The following is a 23,156-nucleotide window of genomic DNA, read 5'->3' on the forward strand; positions in this document are numbered from 1 at the left end:
TCCTATGAAATAAAACAGCTCTAATATCAATTATGGTTAGGAATTCAGTGAATTCCATCCCCACTTTTGATATAGAGCCATTTTTCAGCAATTATTATAATTCTTTCACTTTTACATGTATTATACTTCTACTGCATTCTCGGTTAAGTAATTCATCATTACATCCCAAAGAACCAAATCCTCTAATTCTTCTTTACCATAAGCCTCAATGAAAGCATCTGCTGATTCGTAGCCGTAATTTGTTGCCAGCTCACTCGCTTTTTCATTAAATTCTTCGTCTGTTACTTTCAAGTCCGCATCCTGCACAATCATTTTGAAAATCATTTCTTCTGCCGCTATATCTTTCGCATACTCTTCTACTGATTTTCCAAAATAATTAGTCATCATTTCATCTAATTCAACGCCTGACTGTTCTGCATAGCTTCCATAATTAGTTGTGATCTGTTCTTTATATTTGTCTACTAATTCCTGTGGATACCCTTTAATCTCACAGTTATCCTTGATGGCTGTCCATATATCGCTTTGCTTAGTATACTTAGCCTCTTCTTCTTTGCTTTTGGTCAAATCCTCCAAAACACTTTGTCTGTATTCATCTACTGTCTGACTTTCGGATATTCCCTGAACAAATTCATCTGTAAGCTCTGGTGATACACTCATGTTAATTGAATTAATTGTAACATTAAAAACGACATCTTTTCCAGCTAGATCCTCTGACTGATATTCCTCAGGAAATGTAACATTAATGCTTAGTGAATCACCAACCTTTGCACCAATCAACTGATCTTCAAATCCCGGAACAAACGTTCCCGAACCAATTGTTAAATCCTGTCCCTGCGCAGTACCACCTTCAAATGCCACACCATCCAAGAGACCTTCATAATCAATGTTTGCAACATCACCTTCTTCAACCGTATCTCTGTCTGTAATTTCTTGTGTTGTTGCATTTTGAGATAAAACTGACTGAATCTGTGCCTCTACATCTTCATCCGTTACCTCTACGGTTTGCTTTGTCACTTCAATTCCTTTGTAATTTCCAAGTGTCACGTATTTGCTGTAATCATTTTCGCTGCTCTTACACCCAACAGCCAAGATTGCTGTACTAAGTAGTATAGCTGCTAATTTAAAATTTCTTCTCATTGTTTCTTCCCTTCTTCTCCTTTTTCCCTTCTTAAAATTATACACCTCTTTGTTTATAACACATATTAGGCGAAAATGAAAGTAAAATAGGGAATTTCCTTCTAAAATAGATAATTTTGTCTATTTTTTTAGTGGTTTTTAGTAACATACTTTATTTTATATAAATACTCACTTCATTATTCATCCATAATCTTCTTTTGTTTTACTATTTCTACAAAAGTGGTGATAATAGTCTGGAAACCTGTTCCTTAATGCGGATAACTAATGGCCTGTTAGCATAAATATATGGTGTGATTTGTGTAGACTTTGCCAAATCCGACATAAATATATTTTCAAGCTTTGCCGCTGTCTCCATACTATATATCGTTGCATTAACTTCAAAATTCAGCTTAAAGCTTCTAATATCCATATTTGCTGTTCCATAACATGCTACCTTTCCATCAATTACCATACCTTTGGCATGCAAAAAACCATCATCATACGTATAGCATTTTGCTCCTACGCTAAGCAAGTCACTCATATAAGAATAGGTCGCCCAATAAACGAAAGGATGATCCGGCATACAAGGTATCATAACCCTTACATCAATACCGGACATAGAAGCTATTTTAAGTGAATCAAGAACAACATCATCCGGAATAAAATATGGAGATTGAATATAAATATTGTTTTTGGCCTTATTGATCATTCGGACATAATTATTTCTTATATTTTGACTGATTGAATCGGGACCGCTGGATATAATTTGTATTCCGTTATTTCCTCTTGTCTCCTTTAATTTAGTTTCAAAATATTTGTCGGTTTTAAAAAGATTTTCCTTAGCCGCATAATTCCAGTCTAAAATGAACCTTATTCCGAGTGAAGTGACTGCACTGCCTGAAATTTTAAGATGTGTATCTCTCCAGTTTCCAAATTTGGTGTCCTTACCAATGTATTCTTTACCCACATTAAATCCACCCAAAAAAGCGGTTTTACCATCGATAACCACAATTTTTCTATGATTACGGTAATTAATTCTTAAGTGAAATCTTCTTAAAAAGGCTGGAAAAAATTCAGCCGTCATAATTCCATTTTCTCTAAGCTTTTTTACATCACTTCTCTTTAAGTTTCTACAACCCATACTATCGTAAAGGACTCTAACCTCTACGCCTTCGTTTGCTTTTCTAATCAGTGCTTCCATGATTCGGTCAAATACCTCATCACTCTTAATAATATAATATTGTACATGAATATATTTTTCTGCCTGATTAATTTCTTCTATCATTGCATCAAATTTATCATTACCATTTGTGTAAATTTCGACATCATTATCATCTGTGTAAACTGCATCCGCACTCTCCAGATTATACAAAATCAAATCAGAGAACTCATTAATTTCTCTATCCTTAGCCTTAAATTCATTTTTAAAAATTCTCTCTTCTTGCTTTCGAATTGAGGAATTTAGCTCATCCGCAATTTCCTTTGTACGAAACATTCTCCGTTTATACAAATCCTGTCCAACCAGCATATACATGATAAATCCAACAATAGGGATAAAATACATGACTAATAGCCATGCCCAGACAGATTTAGGATCTTTGCGCTGAAAGAAAACGATTACAACTGACAATATTAAATTGATATAAAATATGTTATCCATGACAAAATTCTCTGTCACCATTAATGATTGCAATGCTATTTCCATAACTTATTCCTCACTCATAGTTTAAATATGTAAGACGTTTTTAAGAAGTGCAAACATACTTTTTCCTGTGTTTTACATTCTGTTTTGTTAATAAATTGTATTATATCACACTCTATTACATATGGTCAAAATAACAAATCGGACAAGTCCGTATCAGATCCCTAATCCCTACTCATGGGACTAACTTCTTTGCCGCGCCGAATGCAGTCACGCAGTGACATTCTTACTTTCATTCGTGCGCATTGTGTTTTTATTTCATAGGATTCAACACTTTTATACGTTACCACAACAAGGTCTTTCCTATGAAACAACAAAAATTTCACAAGGTGCCGAATTTAATCCGCACCCTGTGAATTGAATGCTATTTTCCATCTGATAATATTAACGCTTCCAGTAATGGTTCAGCCTCTACAAGTCCAATTGCATATATGGTATAAAATTTTCCTGCTTCTGTCTCAATATCTGGAATGGTTAGAACAATCTGATCCGTACCCGACACTCTAACCTGCAATGAGTATGTCATAGGAAGCATATCAAGGTAAGAAGTAATTTCCTTAAAAGAAATATCATCAAAAATAACAGTTCCATTTGACAGCGTAATGTCTACTGCAGGTGCATTCGGTGATAAATGTGCAAATCGTACCATCGCCCTGCTTGGCATCGACATCATGTCTGCATCCACAATTCCAACCAATCCAATACTGTCTAGCATACCCACTGCACCAACTGTTAAATAAGTACCCGCATTGACCGTTAACATATTACTTAATATAGGTGAATTTTTTGTATCCGTCACATATATCGTAATTTTATACCTTCCTTCAGGAATTGGCATATATTGTGTAACATCTGCGTAAGCAACATTGTCAAATATTAATGTATCATTTGCATACACATCTACATTTGGTGCATTAGGAACCGCATGTAGCACACGGACAAATCCCATAGATTCCTCATCCTGCAAATACTGTTGAAAATTATAAGAATTATTTTTGTTCATGAAATATTTTTACCTCATCTTTAATCATATCATACTATATGCATTGAAAAAAATTTTGGTTATTTATATTGAACCAAATAATAAGAAAATATCTGCTTTCTTCTTACAATCGTGCGCATTGTGTCTTTATTTCATAGTTCTTTTAGCTAACTTATCTCTCGATGCCTAGCCTTATATGCGATTTGTGTTGTCGGACCAGAAGTTTGCCTACAACTTCCTTCAGATTCCACTTCGCGATGGACATCCTTGCTGTTCAGCTATACATTTCCCACTACCCGGGCATGTTCGGTACTTGCACCCGTTAGAGCGCGCCCATGGCGCGCAAACTAAAAAAGGAACCTGCTAATACAGATTCCTAATATAATTATATTAATAAAAACAATGATTACCAATTACATAACCGTTTGCTCCAATTCTTGATACAGAATTAAAATGCATATAATCAACATTGGTAAGACCTGATAAAGCCTCTACTGCAGCTTTTTTGCAATCGCCGCCAACACCGTTTGCTATTAAATTCGCCAATGTGCCATTGGATGCTCCCGGAAATTGTCCACTTTGATAAACAACACCACTTACTGTATTTGGATATCCGCCGCTCTTCATACGGTTTACAACAACACTGGCTACTGCCAACTTACCCTCGTACGATTCTCCGCCAGCTTCCATCCGAACAACTGCTGCTAACAATGCAGCATCTTCGCTTGCCGCTATCTCAGCCTGTCTGGCTTCAGCTTCTTTCCTTTTTTGCTCCGCTTTCATTGCTTCTTCTTCTTCTATTGTCAATGCTTTTCCAAGCATATAATCTACTGTAACAAACTGACTGGAGACGAACCCTTTAGAGTCCTGCGTATACTGAATTTCCACCCAGTCGCCTTCCTCTTCCACCGCTGTAAGCTCCTCACCGTTCTCTGCTAAATCTAAAACGGATGCTCCCTCACTAGCCTCACTTCTTATTCTTAATGCATCTGTATTTACAGTTGCTACTAACTGACCATCTTGTTCTGCTAAAGCTTCAGCATCATCACCAAATGCCAAATACTCATTCTTTACATATCCTTCTTCCACAGAGCCTGAACTAATCTTTGTCCATTCCTCTCCTTTTTCAAGGATATTAGCTTCAGCACCCTTATAAAACTTACCAACAATTTCAGACTCTTCGTTTGCTTCTGCGCGAATATTTACCGATTCCTCCACATTTGCCATAACCTTATCCGACCATTCTGAATCCTCAGCCTTCTTTGTTTGGGCTTGTGCCTCATTGTCCTCAGTTTTTGTATCTGCATCTGTCTGATCTTGATTTGTGTCGGTCTGTGCTTCTTTAGCTTTGGCATCCTCAGTTGTCTCATCCGAATCTGCCTCAACAGTTTGCTGACTTTCAGAATTCTCATCCTTTTCTTCACTGTCTGTAACTGTATCAGTGGATACAAAACCCGAATCCGTAGCTTCTTGCGTTGTATCTGTGGCTTCCTGCACATCATCTGTGGCTTCCTGCACATCATCTGTGGCTTCCTGCACATCATCTGTTACTTCCAAAGCTGCATCCGTAACTTCCTGTGTATCATCTGCCTCATCTGTGGCTTCCTGTTTTTCACCTGCAACATCTGCTACTTCACCAACATTATTATTATTCAAATCTTCTTTGCTTAATATTGTACTGTCCTCAGCAACGGTTCCGAGGGAATCCATTGTTATGTTCTGTGTAAATAATTTGGCAATACCTGCCTGTGCATTTACTGGAATTTTACTACCGCCTAATGTAGCCTCTGTAGTAATAGCATCAAGTGTTGTTTTCACTTGACCCGGCATAAACAATGATGCAAAATTAGAAATTCCGCCACATTCTGCCAATGCTATATTCTGATATATAACTGATGGTGTCGCACTTATAGGATTTGTATCAGATGTAGTATCTGGTGTTACATTAGTAAATGCTGTCAACGACGTAAACGCTACTGCTGTCAGACCGCCGATAACTACCTTTCTGTTTCCTAACTTCATGTATACCTCCCAAGTTACAATTGAACTCATACTGACATTCAACTATTGCAATACTGTAACAATATTTTAAATATTTAGAATTGCTTTCATAAGTAATGCATTTCTATTACAATTATTACAGAATTATTAACTTTTATTACGGAGTTATTGTAACAGAATTACTTTTATTTGTCAAGTAAACTATTTTTCAATTATTCTACAAATTTCGACGCTGTCTGAAAACTTCATACATCAAAATGGAAGAAGCAACTGCGGCATTTAGTGACTCCACCTTTCCAAGCATTGGTATTTTTATAAAAGCATCTGCCCTTGCAGATATTTCATCACTAAGACCCTTGCCTTCATTTCCTATCATAAACGCAGTTGGCCTTATATAATCAAGCTTTACATAATCCTTACTCTGTTTTAAATGAGCAGCATAAGTAAAAATATTATTTTTTTTCAAAACTTCTAAAATATTTATTAAATCATCAACATAGACAAAAGGTACACGATAAATGGAACCCATTGTAGAGCGAATGGTTTTTGGATTATAAATATCCACACTATTACTGCTTAATATAACACCTGATATTCCTGCACCCTCTCCAGCCCTCATTATAGTTCCCAAATTACCGGGATCTTGCAAATCCTCTAATATAATTATATGCGGCTTGTCCTGATTTATGATATCCATTGGGTGATAATGAAATTGCTTCATAATACACATAATTCCTTGTGGTGTTTTTGTATCAGAAGCAGCCAAAAACACCTGATCTTCTAGGACTTCATAATTAATATTCCCCAAAAGCGCTTTATTATCCTCTTTATTTATAAATGTTTCCGATACATATACCTGCATGATATATTCTCTAGGGGCTTCCAGAAACATTTTAAGGCCTTCTACAACAAACAAATCATTTTCTTTTCTTGCCTTTGATTTCTTATTCAGTTGAATAATATTCTTAATCTGCTTATTATTTATGCTTGTTATCATAATCTTCCTCTTACTTCTTACATAATCTTTCCAGCATGGTATTATCACCAACAATAATCAAGGTTTGATTTGTCATGAAAGGTGAATCTGGATTTGGATTAACATTTACGTCTTCGTCCAATTTTACGGCAATTACATTCACACCCAGCTTATCTCTTGGATTAATCTCTCGAAGCGTCTTTCCCTCCCATGATTCCGGCACTTTCATTTCAACCATACTAAATTTAGAAGATAATTCGATAAAGTCTGCAAAATTACCTGATACTAGATTTTTGGCAATTCTGGTACCCATCTCTTTCTCAGGAAATGCGATAGCATCTGCCCCAACTTTTTTTAATACCGTTGCATGAACTTCAGTATAGGCCTTCGCCAATACATATGGAACTCCAAGCTCTTTGGCAAAAATAGTTGCCATCACACTGGATTCCAAACTCTCCGCTATCGCAACAATGACTCCGTCTAAATTTCTGATTCCCAGAGATTTTAACACGTTATAGTCTGTAACATCTGCTGTTACTGCATAGGTAACAGAATCCGCTATTTCTTTGATTTTCTCACTATCATTATCAACAACCAGCACCTCACAACCATTTTTAGCTAATGTAAGTGCTACACTCTTTCCAAATTCTCCAAGGCCGAATACGGCAAATTCTTTCATAAGCATTTCTTTATTCTCTCCTTATCCTATCATAATCCTTTTTTCAGGAAAATCTATTCCTTTACTCATAGTGTTTCTTCTGTTTGCCAGAGCCACCACTAATGTAATCGGTCCAATCCTGCCAATATACATTACTACTATTACAATAATCTTTCCTAATGTTGAAAGCGTTGGTGTTAAACTTCTGCTTAATCCAACTGTGCCCAAGGCTGAGGTCAGCTCATAGATAATATCAATAAATGGTGCATCCTCTACGGCACACATCAAGGTGACCGAGGTAAGCAGTACTATGATTCCTAAAGTAACCACTACAAGACCCATACGAACATTGTCAGAAGCAATTTTTCTTTTATAAACCTCTGTATCATTTCGGCTTTTCACATAAGATATTGTGGTCAAAATAATCATAGCAATGGTTGTTGTTTTCATACCTCCTGCTGTTCCTGCAGGCGAACCTCCGATAAACATAAGAATCATACTTATCATAGCAGAAGCATTGGTAAACTTCTCCTGAGAAATGGTAAAAAATCCTGCAGTTCTGGTTGTGACTGACTGAAACATGGACGCCAACAACTTATCTCCAAAAGATAAATCTTTCATCGTCAGTGGGTTATTATATTCAAATATGAAAATAATGAAGCATCCGGTTACAAGTAAATAAATAGTCATTGAAATTGCCAGCTTTGAATGCAATGTCAAACTTTCAAAAAATAGCTTCTTTCTAATGTTTTTATGTAATACTTCTTTCGTAACATGAAGCACATCCCACCATACTGTAAAACCAATACCTCCAAATATAATAAGAGTCATGGTTGTAAAATTTACCAATAAATTACCACGATATTCTGAAAGACTGCTGTCTCCCAAAATATCCATACCCGCATTACAAAAAGCTGAAACCGAATTGAAAACAGCACGCCATATACCCAGAAGAGGTCCAAATTCAGGTATAAACTGTATACTGTATAAAATTGCTCCCATTGCTTCTACAAAAAGAGTACCTTTTACAATCCGCTTGATTAATTTTACCATGCCCTCCATTGTATCCAGACCATAGGATTCACGGATAATGATTCTTTCATTCAGTGTGATTCTTCTGTTCGCCATCACTAAGAACAAGGTTACACAAGTTACTACTCCTAATCCACCAAGCTGTATCAGAATAAGAATAACAACCTTTCCAAATATACTCCAGTGATTGGCAGTACTCACTGTTGTAAGACCTGTTACACATACCGAGGTAGCAGCAGTAAATAATGCATCAATAAAGTTGGTCTTATTACCAGGGCTTGCTGATATTGGCAGTGTAAGAAGTACCGCTCCAGACATAATTACTCCAAAAAAACCCAATGCAACCAATTGTGTAGTATTAAATTTATGTTCTTTTTTTATTTTTTCTTTCTCTAACACGATGCTTCGCCTTCCTGTCTAAAAATAGTGACTTTGATATGCAGTCAATTATATGACATATCTTTTTAAATTACTATAGTAATAATGATACAACAACGCTTATTTTTTTTATTTTATCTACGCAATATGCACCACAAAATGTAAGTCTACTCACCGCAAAAGTGCACAATAATGAGCCTGTCTCTTCTAAACTATTCTATGCAAAAGAGACACAGGAAATAAATTTTCCTATGTCTCTATCACATATCACTAAAACTCTTGGATAAATATACCTTTTATTTACTACATAGCAAGCAATCTGCTTACCGTAAATTCATAATCATTAATTCCCTTTTGCATTGCCAGCGCTTCATCAATATCAAAGTCAACATAAGCTCCATTTTTATATCCCACTACACGGTTTGATTTTCCCTGAGCTAATAAATCGGCTGCATAGGCTCCCATAATAGAGGCATACACCCTGTCACGGCAGGTCGGACTTCCACCACGCTGCATATGTCCTAATATTGTAGCTCTTGTTTCAATTCCGGTTGCTGCTTCAATTCTTCTTGCCATTGCTTCCGAGTGTCCGATCCCTTCCGCATTAATAACGATATGATGCTTTTTACCTTTCTTTCTATTATTAATGATGTTGTTGATAAGCTGCTGCTCATCATGGTTATACTTCTCTGGCAGTAAAATATCCTCTGCACCGTTTGCAATTCCACACCATAATGCAATATAACCGGCATTTCTACCCATAACCTCAATGATACTGCACCTTTCATGAGAGGTGGAGGTATCACGTACCTTGTCAATTGCTTCCATTGCAGTATTTACTGCTGTATCAAAGCCTATCGTATAATCGGTACACGCAATATCAAGATCAATCGTTCCAGGAACGCCAATTGTATTAATACCAAGAGCTGAAAGCTTTTGCGCTCCAGCAAAGGAGCCGTCCCCTCCAATTACAACAAGTCCGTCGATTCCATGCTTCCTGCAGATTTCAGCACCCTTTTGCTGACCTTCTAAAGTTCTGAATTCTGTACATCTTGCAGTATAAAGAACTGTACCACCTCTTTGAATCGTATCCGAAACACTTCTGGCATCCATATCGACAATTTCTTCATTTAAAAGACCATTAAAACCTTTTTTAATTCCTTTTACCTTTATCCCATTTGAAAGCGATTTTCTGACAATTGCTCTAATCGCAGCATTCATACCAGGTGCATCGCCGCCACTTGTTAACACACCAATCGTCTTGATTTCTTTTGCCATTTTAATACCTCCCGTATCGTAACAGTTCTATGTTAAATCTTTGCCAATAAATTAACATTTTAATATTATTCTAATTCATTTTAGTAAGGTTTTCAATATTCTTTTCTACAACTTTTACATTATTTTCACCAAAATATTTAGCTAATTTACTAACTATAGTTTTGTCAGCTTTAATATTTTTTGATGGTGACAATCGTTTTATAGCCTTAATATCCTCAATATAAATTACAATTGTGTCATTTCCGTCGGATTCTTTAATCATATCATATAGTTTCTCTTCATCGGCAAGAAATAATTCTTTATTCTGAAATTTTATCCATACCTCCTTATCAATACTTTCAAACGGAATAATTTTCTCGCATATTACCTTTCCTGCCCGATCGTCCTCTGCATTAACCTTTCCTTTAACAAATACCTTGTTATCTACTACTATACTAGAAGAATTTCTTTCATAATCTCTTGGAAAAATAACAACCTCAACACTTCCTACCAAATCTTCAATCGTTATAAATGCCATCATTTTGTCATTTTTGGTATGCTTTATCGTTCTACCTGTTATCATTCCTCCTATGACTACTGTTTTACCGTCATCCACTTGAATCATATTGGTTTCCTCATCCAATAGGAAGTCAGTTGTAAAAGCAGTTACGTTTTTTCTCCAAATATCCTCATATTCTTCCATAGGATGACCGCTTATATAAATTCCCATTACTTCCTTTTCAAAAGCAAGAAGTGTCTCCTTGTCATATTCTCCCACATCGGGAAGCTTAATTTCGTACTGCTCCTTCTCCTCTTCACTGACCATATCAAACAAAGTCATCTGCCCTACTACAGCATTTTTCTTATCCTGACTAATTTGCTCTAATATCTGAACATAAATCATCATAAGCTGACGTCTCGTTCCACCAAGGCTGTCCAAAGCCCCTGCCTTAATAAAGCTTTCAATGGTTCTTTTATTTACCTCTTTTCCTGAAAGTCTTGTAATGAAATCTCTTAAATCCTTAAATCTGCCTCTTTCATTACGCTCAGTTACAATGGAATCAATGACAGGACGTCCAATACTCTTAATTGCAGACAAACCATAGCGAATGGAATTACCTGAAACAGAAAAATCCCCTTCTCCCTCATTGATATCGGGTGGCAATATCGAAATATTCATACCCCTGCATGCCAAAATATATTCCGATACCTTACTGGTATTATCAAGAACCGATGTCATCAGCGCCGCCATAAATTCTACCGGATAATAATGTTTTAAATAGGCTGTCTGATAGGCTACGACACCATAACATGCTGCATGTGACCGGTTAAAAGCATATTTAGCAAAATCAATCATATTATCATAAATTTTATTTGCAATTATTTCATCAATTCCGTTTGCAATACAGCCTTTTACACCCTCTGCTTCATTTCCATAAACAAAGTTTTGGCGTTCCTTTTCCATAACAGATGCTTTTTTCTTAGACATAGCTCTACGAAGCAAATCGCTTCGCCCCAGCGTATAGCCTGCCAAATCACGCACGATTTGCATAACCTGCTCCTGATATACAATACAGCCGTAAGTCGGCGCTAAAATTGGCTCAAGCTGTGGACAGTCATAGGTAATAGAGCCTGCATTTTTCTTACCACGAATATACTGTGGGATAAAATCCATGGGACCAGGTCTGTAAAGTGAAATACCTGCTATAATATCCTCCAGATTTTGTGGCTTTAATTCTTTCATAAAGCCTTTCATACCCGAGCTTTCCAACTGAAACAAACCTTCTGTTTTACCCGTACAAATTGAATCAAATACTTGCTTGTCTTTAAAGTCCAGATGATCCATATCAAGATCAATGCCTCGAGTGTTCTTTATAATCTTGCAGGCATTTTGAATCACGGTAAGCGTCCTAAGTCCCAAAAAGTCCATTTTCAAAAGACCAAGCTCCTCAAGAGTTGTCATTGTAAACTGTGTTGTAATCGATCCATCTGATGCTCTGGAAAGTGGTACATATTCATCGACCGGCTTTTGGCTGATTACTACTCCTGCTGCATGCATCGAGGTATGTCTTGGTAATCCTTCCAATCGTTTTGACATATCAATTAAATATTTGACCTGTTCATTCTCTTCATATAACTTTCTAAGCTCTGGGTTTCCTTTGAGCGCTTTTTCAATTGTAATTCCAAGCTCTGTTGGAATCATCTTAGAAATAGAATCTACAAATGCATACGGTAAATCCATCACTCGTCCCACATCACGAATAACACCTCTTGCTGCCATCGTACCAAAGGTTACAATCTGTACCACCCGATCCTTTCCATATTGCTCCACAACATGGTCTATGACTTCCTGCCGTCTTTCGTAACAAAAATCAATATCAATATCAGGCATGGAAACACGCTCTGGATTTAGAAATCGCTCAAACAGCAGATTATAGTGAATCGGATCAATATTGGTAATTCCAAGACAATAGGCTACAATACTTCCTGCTGCAGAACCTCTTCCTGGCCCCACGATAATGTCATGATCCCTTGAATACTTTATAAAGTCCCATACAATTAGGAAATAATCTACATACCCCATTGTATGAATAACATCTAATTCATAGTTTAATCGTTCCTTTAATTCGTCATTGATTTTTAAATATCTTTGACTAAGTCCTTCAAAACAAAGCTTATTCAGATACTCCCATGATGTATAACCATCCGGTACATCATATTTTGGAAGCTTCGTTACACCAAATTCAATTTCTACATGACAGCGCTCTGCTATTTTGCAGGTGTTTTCCAATGCCTCTTTCGCATAGGGAAAGAGCTGTTCCATTTCCTCCGGTGATTTGACAAAGTATTGTCCTCCCTCATAACGCATACGATTTTCATCTGTTAATTTTTTACCTGTCTGAATACACAACAATATATCATGAGGCTTCTCATCCTCACGATACGTATAATGAACATCATTTGTAGCAACCAAATCAATGTTAAGTTCCTTACTCATTCTAAGAAGCTGCTGATTGACCGTTTTTTGCTCCGGTATACCGTGATCTTGTAATTCCAGAAAGAAATTTCCCTTGCCAAAGACATTCTCGTATTTCTGCGCCGTCTTTTTGGCCTCTTCATAAAGTCCCCTTGTAATATATCTTTGCACCTCACCTGCCAGGCAGGCACTAAGGGCAATAATTCCTTCATGAAATTCCACCAATACTTCCATATCCACCCGAGGTTTGTAGTAGAAGCCATCAATAAAACCCTTTGAGACAATTTTCATTAAATTATCATAACCTATATTATTCTCTGCCAATAAAACCAGATGATAATAGCGATCCTCTCCTCCTACCAATTCTCGGTCAAATCTAGAGTTAGGTGCAACATATACCTCGCAGCCAAGAATTGGATTGATTCCTGCCTCCTTTGCCGCACGGTAAAAGTCAATAACGCCGAACATAACGCCGTGGTCTGTAATTGCTGCACTGGTCATTCCAAGTTCTTTTACCCGATTAACATATTCTTTAATTTTATTCGAACCATCCAACAAACTATATTCCGTATGGACATGCAAATGTGTAAAATTCATGCTTTTTCTTACTCCTTTGTTATAAATAAACCTCTTCTGCCCCTTAATGTTGCCTCTTCCTCAAAACGGATTGCACAATCCGCTAAACTTATATAACTTAAGTTTAATTCATACCCCTTTTAAAATCAACACATTTTCATATTTGTAATTTCACATCAGTGTATCTTTTTTATAAATCTGTTTCACTTCTTGCGTTTCACTTACATAGTGTTTATAATCTATTACATAAAATATATAATAAAATATTTTGTGACTTAGAAAAAATCATGGAATATTATTATTTTAAGAATAGGAAGTGCATTATGTATAAAATTGATTTTAAGAAACCGATCAAGATTCATTTTATCGGTATTGGCGGTATCAGCATGAGCGGTCTTGCAGAAATTTTACTCAATGAAAATTTTAAAATATCAGGCTCCGATTCTAAGGCATCTGATCTGACCAAGCATCTGGATAGCCTTGGAGCTATTATTTATATCGGTCAAAGAGCTTCTAATATTACAGATGATATTGATTTAGTCGTTTATACCGCTGCCATACGAGAAGATAATTTGGAATACAAAGCAGTCATTGGAAAAAATATTCCAACTCTCACAAGGGCACAGCTTCTCGGACAAATTATGAACAATTACGAAAATTCCATTGCCATATCCGGCACCCATGGCAAAACTACTACAACCTCTATGATATCTCAGATTCTATTGCAAGAGGATGCTGACCCAACCATTTCAGTAGGTGGTATCTTAAAGGCAATAAACGGAAATATCCGTGTCGGTAACTCAGAGATATTTGTCACAGAAGCTTGTGAATATACAAATAGCTTTTTAAATTTTTACCCTAAAATCAGTGTTATCCTTAATATAGAAGAAGATCACTTGGATTTTTTTAAAGACATTACAGACATTCGTGCTTCCTTTAAGAAATTTGCAAATAATTTACCCGAGAATGGAACACTAGTAATCAATGGTGATATCGATAACTGGCAGGAAATTACCGCAGATTTAAATTGTAGTGTAATTACTTATGGTCAATCAGCTTGTAATACTTACAGTGCTGCTAATATTGAATTTGATGCTTTTGCACATCCATCCTTTGATTTAGTGAAAGAGAATGCAATTACCGAACATATAACGCTTAATGTACCGGGAATTCACAACGTTTACAATTCTCTGGCTGCCATAGCAGTAGCAGATAATCTTTTGATAGAACCAGACATGATCAAAAAAGGAATTATGGCATATTCAGGAACAGACAGGCGGTTTGAATACAAAGGGGAAATAGGTGGTGTTACAATTATAGATGATTATGCGCATCATCCGACTGAAATTGCCGCTACCTTAAATGCCGCTAAGAACTATCCTCATAAAACTACCTGGTGTGTATTTCAACCGCATACCTATACAAGAACGAAAGCTTTTCTCGGTGATTTTGCAAAGGCTTTGTCCTTAGCTGACAAAATTGTGCTGGCAGATATTTATGCAGCACGAGAAACCGATACTTTGGGAATATCCTCTGAAACCCTGCTGAAAGAGCTTATTAAGCTGGGCTGCGACGCATATTATTTTCCCTCTTTTGACGAAATTGAAAACTTTTTATTAGAAAATTGTATGCACGGTGACCTGTTGATAACTATGGGTGCCGGAGACATATTAAAAGTAGGGGAAAGGCTCCTAGGAAAATAGTTATCCACATTATCCACATGTTTATCAACATTTTTTGTTGTTTTAACATGTGGATTCTTTTGTTAACATAATGTTATATTTATATTTCAACATTTTTTTCTTTTCATACCTAATTTTCGCTGTTTGACCATATTTTTGAAGAATTATGTAATTTGATTATCCACATTATCCACATTATCCACAATGTCGATTTTACTTGTATTTACAAGGGTTCACGCTAAAATTAACTGTTCTCATTTTGGCAAACCTATGCTATAATGAGTTCACTTATTAGGGATATACTGTGTTTTCAGTAATTGGAGGAGTCAAGATGAACAGTTTAACATTACGCATTAGAAATAAATCAGGAGCTACTATGGTATCGAATGCCTTTATTGATGAATACATGTCAGAAGCTAACGGTGAATTTGTTAAGGTCTACTTGTATTTATTAAGGTGCGTCAGTCACAATAAGCAGCTTTCTATTTCTGTCATTGCAGACAAATTCAACCACACAGAAACAGATGTCATACGTGCTTTAAAATATTGGGAAAAAATGAAGCTTTTGAAGCTTACTTATACCAATGACATCCTGACTGAAATTACTTTTGTTGATCATTCGAATACTGAGGAATCGAAGCCCGTTAATGAGGAACATGAAGTCAATGTGGTACAAGCCTCTGTTTTTGCTGCAGCAGAAATTTCAGCTTCCAATACCCAGCCGGAAAAAGAGCGGAAACAAATTCCCGCCTATAGTGCCGATCAGATAAAACAATTTCAGGAGAACTCGGATATTAAGCAGATTTTATTTGTAACTGAAGCTTATCTTGGCAAAACCTTAAGTGTAACCGACATTAATACATTGCTATTTTTCTATGATGAATTGCATTTTTCTCTGGATTTGATTGAATACCTGATTGAATATTGTGTTTCTAAGGGAAGCAAAAGCATGCACTATATTAAAAAGACTGCTCTGGCCTGGGCAGAAGAGGAAATTACTACAGTAAGTCAGGCAAAGGCCTCCACTAACCTGTATAATAAAAACTGTAATACTATTTTTAATGCCTTTGGAATTAAGAACCACAGACCGGTAGAATTTGAAGTAAATTACATTAATAAATGGACCAATGAATATGCGTTTACTTTGGATATTATACATAGTGCCTGTACAAGAACCCTGAAGCAGGCACATCAGCCAAGCTTTGAATACGCTGATAAAATACTGACGGAATGGCACAATAAGGGTGTGAAACACATAAACGACATTACGTTATTGGATCAAGAACATAAAAAAGTGAAAGCTTGTGACAAACCAAAAGAAGTAAATATTGGAAAAAATAAATTTAATAACTTTAACCAGAGAAGCTATGATTACCAGCAGCTCGAAAAAGAACTTTTAAATATAAAATAGAATAGAATTACTGTATATACCACAAGGAGGCCTTCTATGGCACTAAAAAATTCACAGTATGACGCGCTGATGCGTGAATACAATCAAACACAATTGAAGAATAAACGTCTTTGGGATTTAAAAATCAAGGAAGTCTATGCATTGAATCCTGATTTTGAGCTAATTGACAGTAAAATAGCTTCTCTTTGCGTAGAACAGGGTAAAAAACTCTTATATGGCGAAATAGCTGTTCTTGATAACTTAAAAAGCCAAATTGATAAGCTGTCTCAAAAGCGCATTGAGCTTTTAGAAAATCTTGGATTTCCTGCTGATTATTTGGCTCCGGTTTATACCTGTGCCGACTGTCAGGACACAGGCTATATTGGTAATTTGAAATGCCACTGCTTTAAAAAAGCTGCGATTGAAATGCTTTATACTTCTTCTAATCTAAAAGAGATGTTGCAGACAGAAAATTTTAATCATTATACATATCAATACTATTCAGAAAATTTTCAGGATCAGGCAACGGGACTAACTGCATTGTCAGCTGCCAAAAGAGCATATACACAAGCACGACATTTTATAGATAGTTTTGACAGTGAATTTAACAATTTGTTGTTATATGGTGATACCGGTGTAGGGAAAACTTTTATCTCTAACTGTATTGCAAAGGAGCTTATGGACACATCACATTCTGTTATATACTTTTCTGCTTTCCAGCTATTTGAGGCACTGGCTAAAAGTACCTTTGAATACAATACCAACTACGATGATGTAGTTCAATATATATTTGATTGCGATCTTTTGATAATAGATGATTTGGGAACCGAATTAACAAATTCATTTGTTTCATCGCAATTATTTTTATGTGTAAATGAACGAATTCTTAGAAAGCGATCCACAATAATCAGTACGAATTTATCCATTAACCGTTTGGTTGACACGTACTCAGAACGTACCTTTTCAAGAATTTCAAGCAACTATACCATGCTTAAATTAGTCGGTGAGGATATTCGCCTAAAAAAGAAACGTATGTAGATGAAAATGATGAAACTCTCATTTTGTATTTTTTCATGTAATTTCTTGACTAACATAATTGTAAGTGATATAAATGTAGCTGGTAAACAAAGGTGAAAGCCTGTAAATAGGCTTTCTACGTACAACGGAGGTAAATGCTTTATGTTGCAACGCGACACAAAAAATTTTGAGACTATTCCAGTAGGTTCTTTAGGAATTATACCTTTGGAAGGGTGTAAGACACTCGGTAAAAAAGTCGATGATTATTTAATTAAGTGGAGAAACGAAAGAAAAAATGATGACCATTCCACTCTAGCTTTTTCTGGTTATCAACGAGACAGTTATATTATTGATGCTAAGGTTCCTCGTTTTGGTTCGGGCGAAGCAAAAGGCATCATCAATGAATCCGTTCGGGGAGATGATTTATATCTTTTAGTGGATGTAACAAATTATAGTCTTACTTATTCCTTGAGTGGTCATACCAACCATATGTCTCCAGATGATCATTATCAGGATTTAAAGCGCGTCATTGCTGCAGTAGGTGGAAAAGCCCGTAGAATTACAGTGATTATGCCATTTCTATATGAAAGCCGTCAACATAAACGCAGCTCAAGAGAGTCTCTTGACTGTGCAATTGCATTACAGGAACTAGTTCATATGGGTGTAGACAACATTATTACCTTTGATGCTCATGACCCAAGAGTACAAAATGCAATTCCTTTACATGGCTTTGAAACAGTTCAGCCTGCATATCAATTTATTAAGGGACTACTTAGAAGTGAGCCAGACTTACAATTTGACAGTGAGCATTTAATGATTATCAGCCCTGATGAGGGGGGTATGAGCCGTGCTGTTTATCTCGCTAACGTACTTGGCGTAGACATGGGTATGTTCTATAAGCGACGTGATTACTCTACCATTGTAAATGGGCGCAACCCAATTGTAGCTCATGAATTCTTAGGCGCCTCTGTAGAGGGTAAGGATGTTGTGATTATTGATGATATGATTTCCTCCGGAGAAAGTATTTTAGACGTTGCTGCACAGCTTAAAAAGAGAAAGGCACGCAAGATTTTCGCTGCCTGTACCTTCGGATTATTTACCAATGGTTTAGATAAATTTGATAAAGCTTATGAGGATGGAATTATTGACAGAGTATTAACCACAAATCTTATCTATCAAACTCCTGAGTTATTACAAAAGCCATATTATGTAAACTGTGATTTAAGTAAATATATTGCATTACTTATCGATACACTTAATCATGATTCTTCCATCAGTGAGCTGCTAAACCCTGTGGAACGCATTCATAATGTAATGGTAAAATATAATAAAGCTCAGGCAGATAAAAATAATTAAAGGATAATTATATTAAGTTAAGCTCATTCATCACTTTTCTAAGGCTCTCTTCAAAATGCTCATCATCTTCTTTGGCTCTCTTTTTTGGCCCCTTGCCATGATAGTGGGAAGAACTTCTTCTCGCTTTCTTGGCAAGATGCCGTTCAAACATCATTTGATCAATGTTTTCATTGGTATAACGTTTTCCGCTTTGATGAAGCGCGTACAGTCCTTTTCCCAGTGCCATAGCAGCAACTCCATAATCCTGTGTAACAACAATATCCTTTTTCTGACCCCTTTTTATAATCATAAAATCAACCGCATCTGCTCCCTTGCTGACCGTAACAATTTCACTATAGTCACTATTTAAAATATGACTTGTATCGCAGAATAATGTGACTGCAACCTGGTATTCCTTAGCCACCTTTTCAATAATTGCAATGACCGGGCATGCATCCGCATCTACTAATATTTTCATTATGAATTCCTTTCCCTTTTCGACTTTTTATTTGCATACATTAAGCTGTCTACATGATGCAGAAATTGTTCAATATCCTTAAAGTTCGAATTTAATATATCAGAGCCAAAGCTACAAGACAACTTATACCTTTTATCTGAAGCAACATTGTACTGTTCAAACGCTTTTTCAATTCGCTCAAGCGTTACCGTAAGAATCTGTGAATCCTCACATTCCAGAACAACAATAAATTCATCTCCGCCCATGCGGACGATGATATCTGTTTTTCGAATGACATTCTTAATAATTTGAGTGACTCCTTTAATCGCAGCATCTCCTTCTAAATGACCATAATTGTCGTTAATTCCTTTTAAACCATCAATATCACAATATATCACACCTATTTTATCAATATCTTTTTGTAGCAGCCGATTCTTTATATAAAATTCAAAGGAGCCTCTGCTCCAAACACCAGTAAGATAATCTAAATGCACCATTCTTTGCTGAAGATAGGAGTACAACACAACAAGTGCAAAGGCTGTGCTGCTCCACATCAAAAGTGTCCCATAAAAAATACTTTGAATAATTCCACCAAGAATTGGAAAAGAGCCAAAAATCAAAAATAAAGAAAATTCGCTTTCTCCTAAATTTCTTCGATACAAAATAACAAGAATCAAAATAAGCAGTATATAAAAATAGGTCACTGTGACATAGATAATAAAATAATTTCCACGATGATACACATTATTAGAATCGATATAATATATAAAATGATAAATAGGGGAAAGCAAAACTAATAAAATACAAATAAACATGGGGATTTGCAAAATAATCTTAATATTTCTGCTAAAACTTTGGTTCGGAATAATCAATTTGTATATCAGCATATATGCATGAAAGGTCAATATGACACCGGTACAAAACAAAGCTATATGCAACAGGTATGAAATTGGTATGAGCCATAATTCCATTCTTCTGTTAATGACGCAACTTGTTGTTTCAAAAATGAGCTGCAGCATAATGATTTCTACAATTTTAATATAATATCTGTTTATGGAATCATTTTTTTCCAAACGGATATCAGCAAGCTTACGAATCGTACCTAATACTACTAGCGCTATCAGATTAATATCAATTCTCTGGAACAGTTCCATCTCTTCACCCTCTTTATAAAAGAACATTCAAGTTAATTGTGTTGCTCGAATTGATAGATTAAATAATATAACAATTATCATTCTACATAGTAATGTCAATTATTATAACATAATTTATTTGCCAAAGGCTTAAATATGTGATAAAATTTTATAGTTTATGAAGAGGAGGACATAGATTTCGAAAAGTAAAATACTTTAGCGCCATGCACCTGCAAAGTACGTAACAGAGACAGCTCTAGTTGCAGGTTAACGAGGAAAAGAGTAATCGAACATTCGGCGGATGCTCTTTCGCAGTAACAGCTGCGTATATAAGAATAAAACTACAGGTAACTGTATCACAAATTTCTTATAACTGATTAACATATGGATTATAATGCATATCTTATTATAAAAATATGTATGAACATTGATAATTTAATATAAAGGAGATAAACTATGTGCGGAATTATTGGTTATACAGGGTATAATTATGCCCAAAATATACTTTTAGAAGGCTTGAGTCAATTAGAATACAGGGGCTATGATAGTGCGGGAATTGCATTGTTAACAAAAGATAATCAGATTAGCGTTCATAAATGTACGGGAAGGGTTGCTTCTTTGATTGATCTTTGCAGTTTGGATGAAGTTGACTCTTGTTGTGGAGTGGGTCATACAAGGTGGGCAACACATGGTGGCGTTACAAAGCAAAATGCTCATCCTCATACGTGCGGAAAGGTATCGCTTATCCATAATGGTATTATTGAAAATTATTATGAGATAATTGAAGAATATCATTTAGCCGATAAGCTTGTTTCTGAAACGGATACAGAAGTTGTCGCAGCACTGCTGGACACCTTGTATGAGAGCGATCCAATAGTAGCGATTAAAGAAACCGTTAGTAAATTGAATGGTTCCTTTGCTTTTTGCATTATGTTTACTGACCAACCGGGTCTTATTTATTCTATTCGTAATGTCAGCCCTCTGGTTGCAGCTTTGGCAAAGAGTGGATCCTATATTGCTTCCGACCTGACTGCTCTTATTCCCTATTCTAAGGAGTATTTTATCGTTCCTGAGTATCACATCATTACGCTTAGCAAAACAGACATTACTATTCAAGACCTTAATGGCAAATTCATTTTACCTGAAATTCTTACTGTCAATTGGGATATTGAGGCAGCCATGAAAAATGGCTATCCACATTTTATGCTGAAAGAAATCTTTGAGCAGCCTGATGCAATTCATAAAACCATTGCGCCAAGAATTAAGAATATGCTGCCAGATTTTACTGATGATTCTATTCCCAATTCTCTTTTTCTTAACTGTACTAAGTTAAGTATTGTGGCATGCGGCACCGCTATGCATGCTGGTATGGTTGCCAAAACTATGATTGAGCCTCTCTTAAGAGTTCCCGTTACGGTATCAATTGCCTCTGAGTTTCGATATGAGGAGCCTTTGATTGATAAAAATACTCTGGTAATCACGGTATCGCAATCCGGAGAAACAATCGATACTCTAGAAGCACTTCGTTTGGCAAAACGGCTGCATGGAAGAACGATTTCTATCGTAAACGTGAAAGGTTCATCAATCGCAAGAGAAAGTGACTATGTTTTATATACACATGCAGGTCCTGAAATTGCAGTGGCCAGTACAAAAGCCTATACCGTTCAATTAGCAGCATTATATTTACTAGGCTGTAAGGCGGCATTGGTAAATGATTGCTATTCGGTTACTCAGGCAAATCAGTTCATCAAAAACCTAATAGACGTAACTGACAATGTGAAACTTTTACTCGAACATACTGAATTGATTCAATCCGTTGCCAAATATCTGACAGGTGCTACAGATGCATTTTTTATTGGAAGAGGACTCGACTATACACTCTCCTTAGAGGGAGCCTTAAAACTTAAGGAAATATCCTATATTCATGCCGAAGCCTATGCCGCAGGAGAGCTTAAGCACGGTACCATTGCTTTAATCAGTGAAGGCACCCCCGTCGTTGCTCTTGCTACACAAACGAAAGTATATAGCAAAGTAATTTCGAATATTCGTGAAGTAAAAGCGCGCGGAGCCTATGTTATTTTGCTTAGCTGTGATGAAAGCATTACTGACAGCTCTATTTGTAATTTGCACATACCTTTACCCAAAACCGACGACTTGTTTACTGTATTTGAATCAGCTGTCGTACTGCAGCTGATTGCATATTACACTAGCGCCAATAAAGGCTTAGACGTTGATAAGCCTCGCAATTTGGCTAAATCAGTAACGGTAGAATAATACAGTAGAAAGGACAGACTAATTCTGTCCTTTTTTCTATCGTGTGATGGTTGTGTGACAGTTTTCTGAACGTTTGGTGCGTTTTAAATTTTTCTATAAACTTCCTTTTTTTTATACCGATAAAGATGTTGTCAGCAAGATCGTTGGCCTTAAATCAAGATACTGATTTTACTTCAAAGAGACGATTTCATGTTTGGAATGACAGAAAAGCAT

General features: G+C 36.2%; 16 protein-coding genes. 5 read left to right on the plus strand and 11 right to left on the minus strand.

Annotation, left to right across the window (positions count from 1 at the left end):
• Positions 1 to 120: 120 nt before the first annotated feature.
• The 9 genes from tig to C8E03_RS08890 all read right to left on the minus strand — a co-directional run bounded on the left by tig (position 121) and on the right by C8E03_RS08890 (position 13,676).
• Entirely contained in the window at positions 121 to 1,137 is a 1,017-nt protein-coding gene (tig, locus tag C8E03_RS08850) for a trigger factor (RefSeq protein WP_094378071.1), read from the minus strand.
• Positions 1,138 to 1,348: 211 nt separating this feature from the next.
• Positions 1,349 to 2,821 carry a cardiolipin synthase gene (gene cls / locus C8E03_RS08855; RefSeq protein WP_094378072.1) on the minus strand — a complete coding sequence of 491 codons (1,473 nt, stop codon included), beginning with the start codon at positions 2,819 to 2,821 and terminating at the stop codon, positions 1,349 to 1,351.
• A 361-nt stretch (positions 2,822 to 3,182) separates the two neighbouring features.
• The gene (locus tag C8E03_RS08860) at positions 3,183 to 3,821 is read right to left on the minus strand and encodes a DUF4397 domain-containing protein (protein WP_110290849.1); all 639 of its coding nucleotides are present in this window, start codon (positions 3,819 to 3,821) and stop codon (positions 3,183 to 3,185) included.
• Between the two features lie 369 nt (positions 3,822 to 4,190).
• A complete protein-coding gene (locus tag C8E03_RS08865) occupies positions 4,191 to 5,822 on the minus strand; it encodes a cell wall hydrolase (protein ID WP_170122955.1) in 1,632 nt (543 codons plus the stop codon).
• 196 nt (positions 5,823 to 6,018) lie between these two features.
• Positions 6,019 to 6,798 (minus strand): TrmH family RNA methyltransferase, encoded by a 780-nt coding sequence (locus tag C8E03_RS08870; protein ID WP_094378075.1) that lies wholly within the window; start codon positions 6,796 to 6,798, stop codon positions 6,019 to 6,021.
• Positions 6,799 to 6,808: 10 nt separating this feature from the next.
• Positions 6,809 to 7,462, minus strand: coding sequence for a potassium channel family protein (locus C8E03_RS08875; protein WP_094378076.1), 654 nt, complete (start codon positions 7,460 to 7,462; stop codon positions 6,809 to 6,811).
• Positions 7,463 to 7,477: 15 nt separating this feature from the next.
• Complete coding sequence (locus C8E03_RS08880; RefSeq protein WP_242993462.1) at positions 7,478 to 8,866, minus strand: TrkH family potassium uptake protein; 1,389 nt, start codon at positions 8,864 to 8,866, stop codon at positions 7,478 to 7,480.
• A gap of 282 nt (positions 8,867 to 9,148) precedes the next feature.
• Positions 9,149 to 10,123, minus strand: a complete 975-nt coding sequence (pfkA, locus tag C8E03_RS08885) for a 6-phosphofructokinase (protein WP_094378077.1) — start codon at positions 10,121 to 10,123, stop codon at positions 9,149 to 9,151.
• A 70-nt stretch (positions 10,124 to 10,193) separates the two neighbouring features.
• A complete protein-coding gene (locus tag C8E03_RS08890; protein ID WP_110290851.1) occupies positions 10,194 to 13,676 on the minus strand; it encodes a DNA polymerase III subunit alpha in 3,483 nt (1,160 codons plus the stop codon).
• A 302-nt stretch (positions 13,677 to 13,978) separates the two neighbouring features.
• On the opposite strand from C8E03_RS08890, the gene murC reads away from it, so the two are divergent.
• The 4 genes from murC (at position 13,979) to C8E03_RS08910 (ending at position 19,100) form a co-directional block, all read left to right on the plus strand.
• Complete coding sequence (gene murC, locus C8E03_RS08895) at positions 13,979 to 15,358, plus strand: UDP-N-acetylmuramate--L-alanine ligase (RefSeq protein WP_110290852.1); 1,380 nt, start codon at positions 13,979 to 13,981, stop codon at positions 15,356 to 15,358.
• Between the two features lie 310 nt (positions 15,359 to 15,668).
• Positions 15,669 to 16,748, plus strand: a complete 1,080-nt coding sequence (locus C8E03_RS08900) for a DnaD domain protein (protein WP_110290853.1) — start codon at positions 15,669 to 15,671, stop codon at positions 16,746 to 16,748.
• A 36-nt stretch (positions 16,749 to 16,784) separates the two neighbouring features.
• Positions 16,785 to 17,765: an ATP-binding protein gene (locus tag C8E03_RS08905; protein WP_094378081.1), complete on the plus strand. Its 981-nt coding sequence runs from the start codon at positions 16,785 to 16,787 to the stop codon at positions 17,763 to 17,765.
• Positions 17,766 to 17,906: 141 nt separating this feature from the next.
• On the plus strand, positions 17,907 to 19,100 hold the full coding sequence (locus C8E03_RS08910; RefSeq protein ID WP_094378082.1) for a ribose-phosphate pyrophosphokinase: 1,194 nt from the start codon (positions 17,907 to 17,909) through the stop codon (positions 19,098 to 19,100).
• A 7-nt stretch (positions 19,101 to 19,107) separates the two neighbouring features.
• On the opposite strand, the gene C8E03_RS08915 is transcribed toward C8E03_RS08910, so the two are convergent.
• Together C8E03_RS08915 and C8E03_RS08920 are read right to left on the minus strand one after the other, a co-directional pair.
• Complete coding sequence (locus C8E03_RS08915; RefSeq protein WP_094378083.1) at positions 19,108 to 19,557, minus strand: YaiI/YqxD family protein; 450 nt, start codon at positions 19,555 to 19,557, stop codon at positions 19,108 to 19,110.
• Positions 19,557 to 20,690, minus strand: a complete 1,134-nt coding sequence (locus C8E03_RS08920) for a GGDEF domain-containing protein (protein WP_110290854.1) — start codon at positions 20,688 to 20,690, stop codon at positions 19,557 to 19,559. The genes C8E03_RS08915 and C8E03_RS08920 overlap by 1 nt, the downstream gene beginning before the upstream one ends.
• 435 nt (positions 20,691 to 21,125) lie before the next feature.
• Between C8E03_RS08920 and glmS the strand changes: the two genes are divergently transcribed.
• Positions 21,126 to 22,943: a glutamine--fructose-6-phosphate transaminase (isomerizing) gene (gene glmS / locus C8E03_RS08925; RefSeq protein ID WP_110290855.1), complete on the plus strand. Its 1,818-nt coding sequence runs from the start codon at positions 21,126 to 21,128 to the stop codon at positions 22,941 to 22,943.
• The last annotated feature ends 213 nt before the right edge of the window (positions 22,944 to 23,156 follow it).

Source organism: Lachnotalea glycerini (assembly GCF_003201285.1).
Classification (GTDB): Bacteria; Bacillota; Clostridia; order Lachnospirales; family Lachnospiraceae; genus Lachnotalea; species Lachnotalea glycerini.

Excerpts from the sequence above, each read along its gene's own strand:
- tig (WP_094378071.1), bottom strand. The coding sequence starts at position 1,137 with ATGAGAAGAAATTTTAAATTAGCAGCTATACTACTTAGTACAGCAATC.
- cls (WP_094378072.1), bottom strand. The coding sequence starts at position 2,821 with ATGGAAATAGCATTGCAATCATTAATGGTGACAGAGAATTTTGTCATG.
- C8E03_RS08860 (WP_110290849.1), bottom strand. The coding sequence starts at position 3,821 with ATGAACAAAAATAATTCTTATAATTTTCAACAGTATTTGCAGGATGAG.
- C8E03_RS08865 (WP_170122955.1), bottom strand. The coding sequence starts at position 5,822 with ATGAAGTTAGGAAACAGAAAGGTAGTTATCGGCGGTCTGACAGCAGTA.
- C8E03_RS08870 (WP_094378075.1), bottom strand. The coding sequence starts at position 6,798 with ATGATAACAAGCATAAATAATAAGCAGATTAAGAATATTATTCAACTG.
- C8E03_RS08875 (WP_094378076.1), bottom strand. The coding sequence starts at position 7,462 with ATGCTTATGAAAGAATTTGCCGTATTCGGCCTTGGAGAATTTGGAAAG.
- pfkA (WP_094378077.1), bottom strand. The coding sequence starts at position 10,123 with ATGGCAAAAGAAATCAAGACGATTGGTGTGTTAACAAGTGGCGGCGAT.
- C8E03_RS08890 (WP_110290851.1), bottom strand. The coding sequence starts at position 13,676 with ATGAATTTTACACATTTGCATGTCCATACGGAATATAGTTTGTTGGAT.
- murC (WP_110290852.1), top strand. The coding sequence starts at position 13,979 with ATGTATAAAATTGATTTTAAGAAACCGATCAAGATTCATTTTATCGGT.
- C8E03_RS08900 (WP_110290853.1), top strand. The coding sequence starts at position 15,669 with ATGAACAGTTTAACATTACGCATTAGAAATAAATCAGGAGCTACTATG.
- C8E03_RS08905 (WP_094378081.1), top strand. The coding sequence starts at position 16,785 with ATGGCACTAAAAAATTCACAGTATGACGCGCTGATGCGTGAATACAAT.
- C8E03_RS08910 (WP_094378082.1), top strand. The coding sequence starts at position 17,907 with ATGTTGCAACGCGACACAAAAAATTTTGAGACTATTCCAGTAGGTTCT.
- C8E03_RS08915 (WP_094378083.1), bottom strand. The coding sequence starts at position 19,557 with ATGAAAATATTAGTAGATGCGGATGCATGCCCGGTCATTGCAATTATT.
- C8E03_RS08920 (WP_110290854.1), bottom strand. The coding sequence starts at position 20,690 with ATGGAACTGTTCCAGAGAATTGATATTAATCTGATAGCGCTAGTAGTA.
- glmS (WP_110290855.1), top strand. The coding sequence starts at position 21,126 with ATGTGCGGAATTATTGGTTATACAGGGTATAATTATGCCCAAAATATA.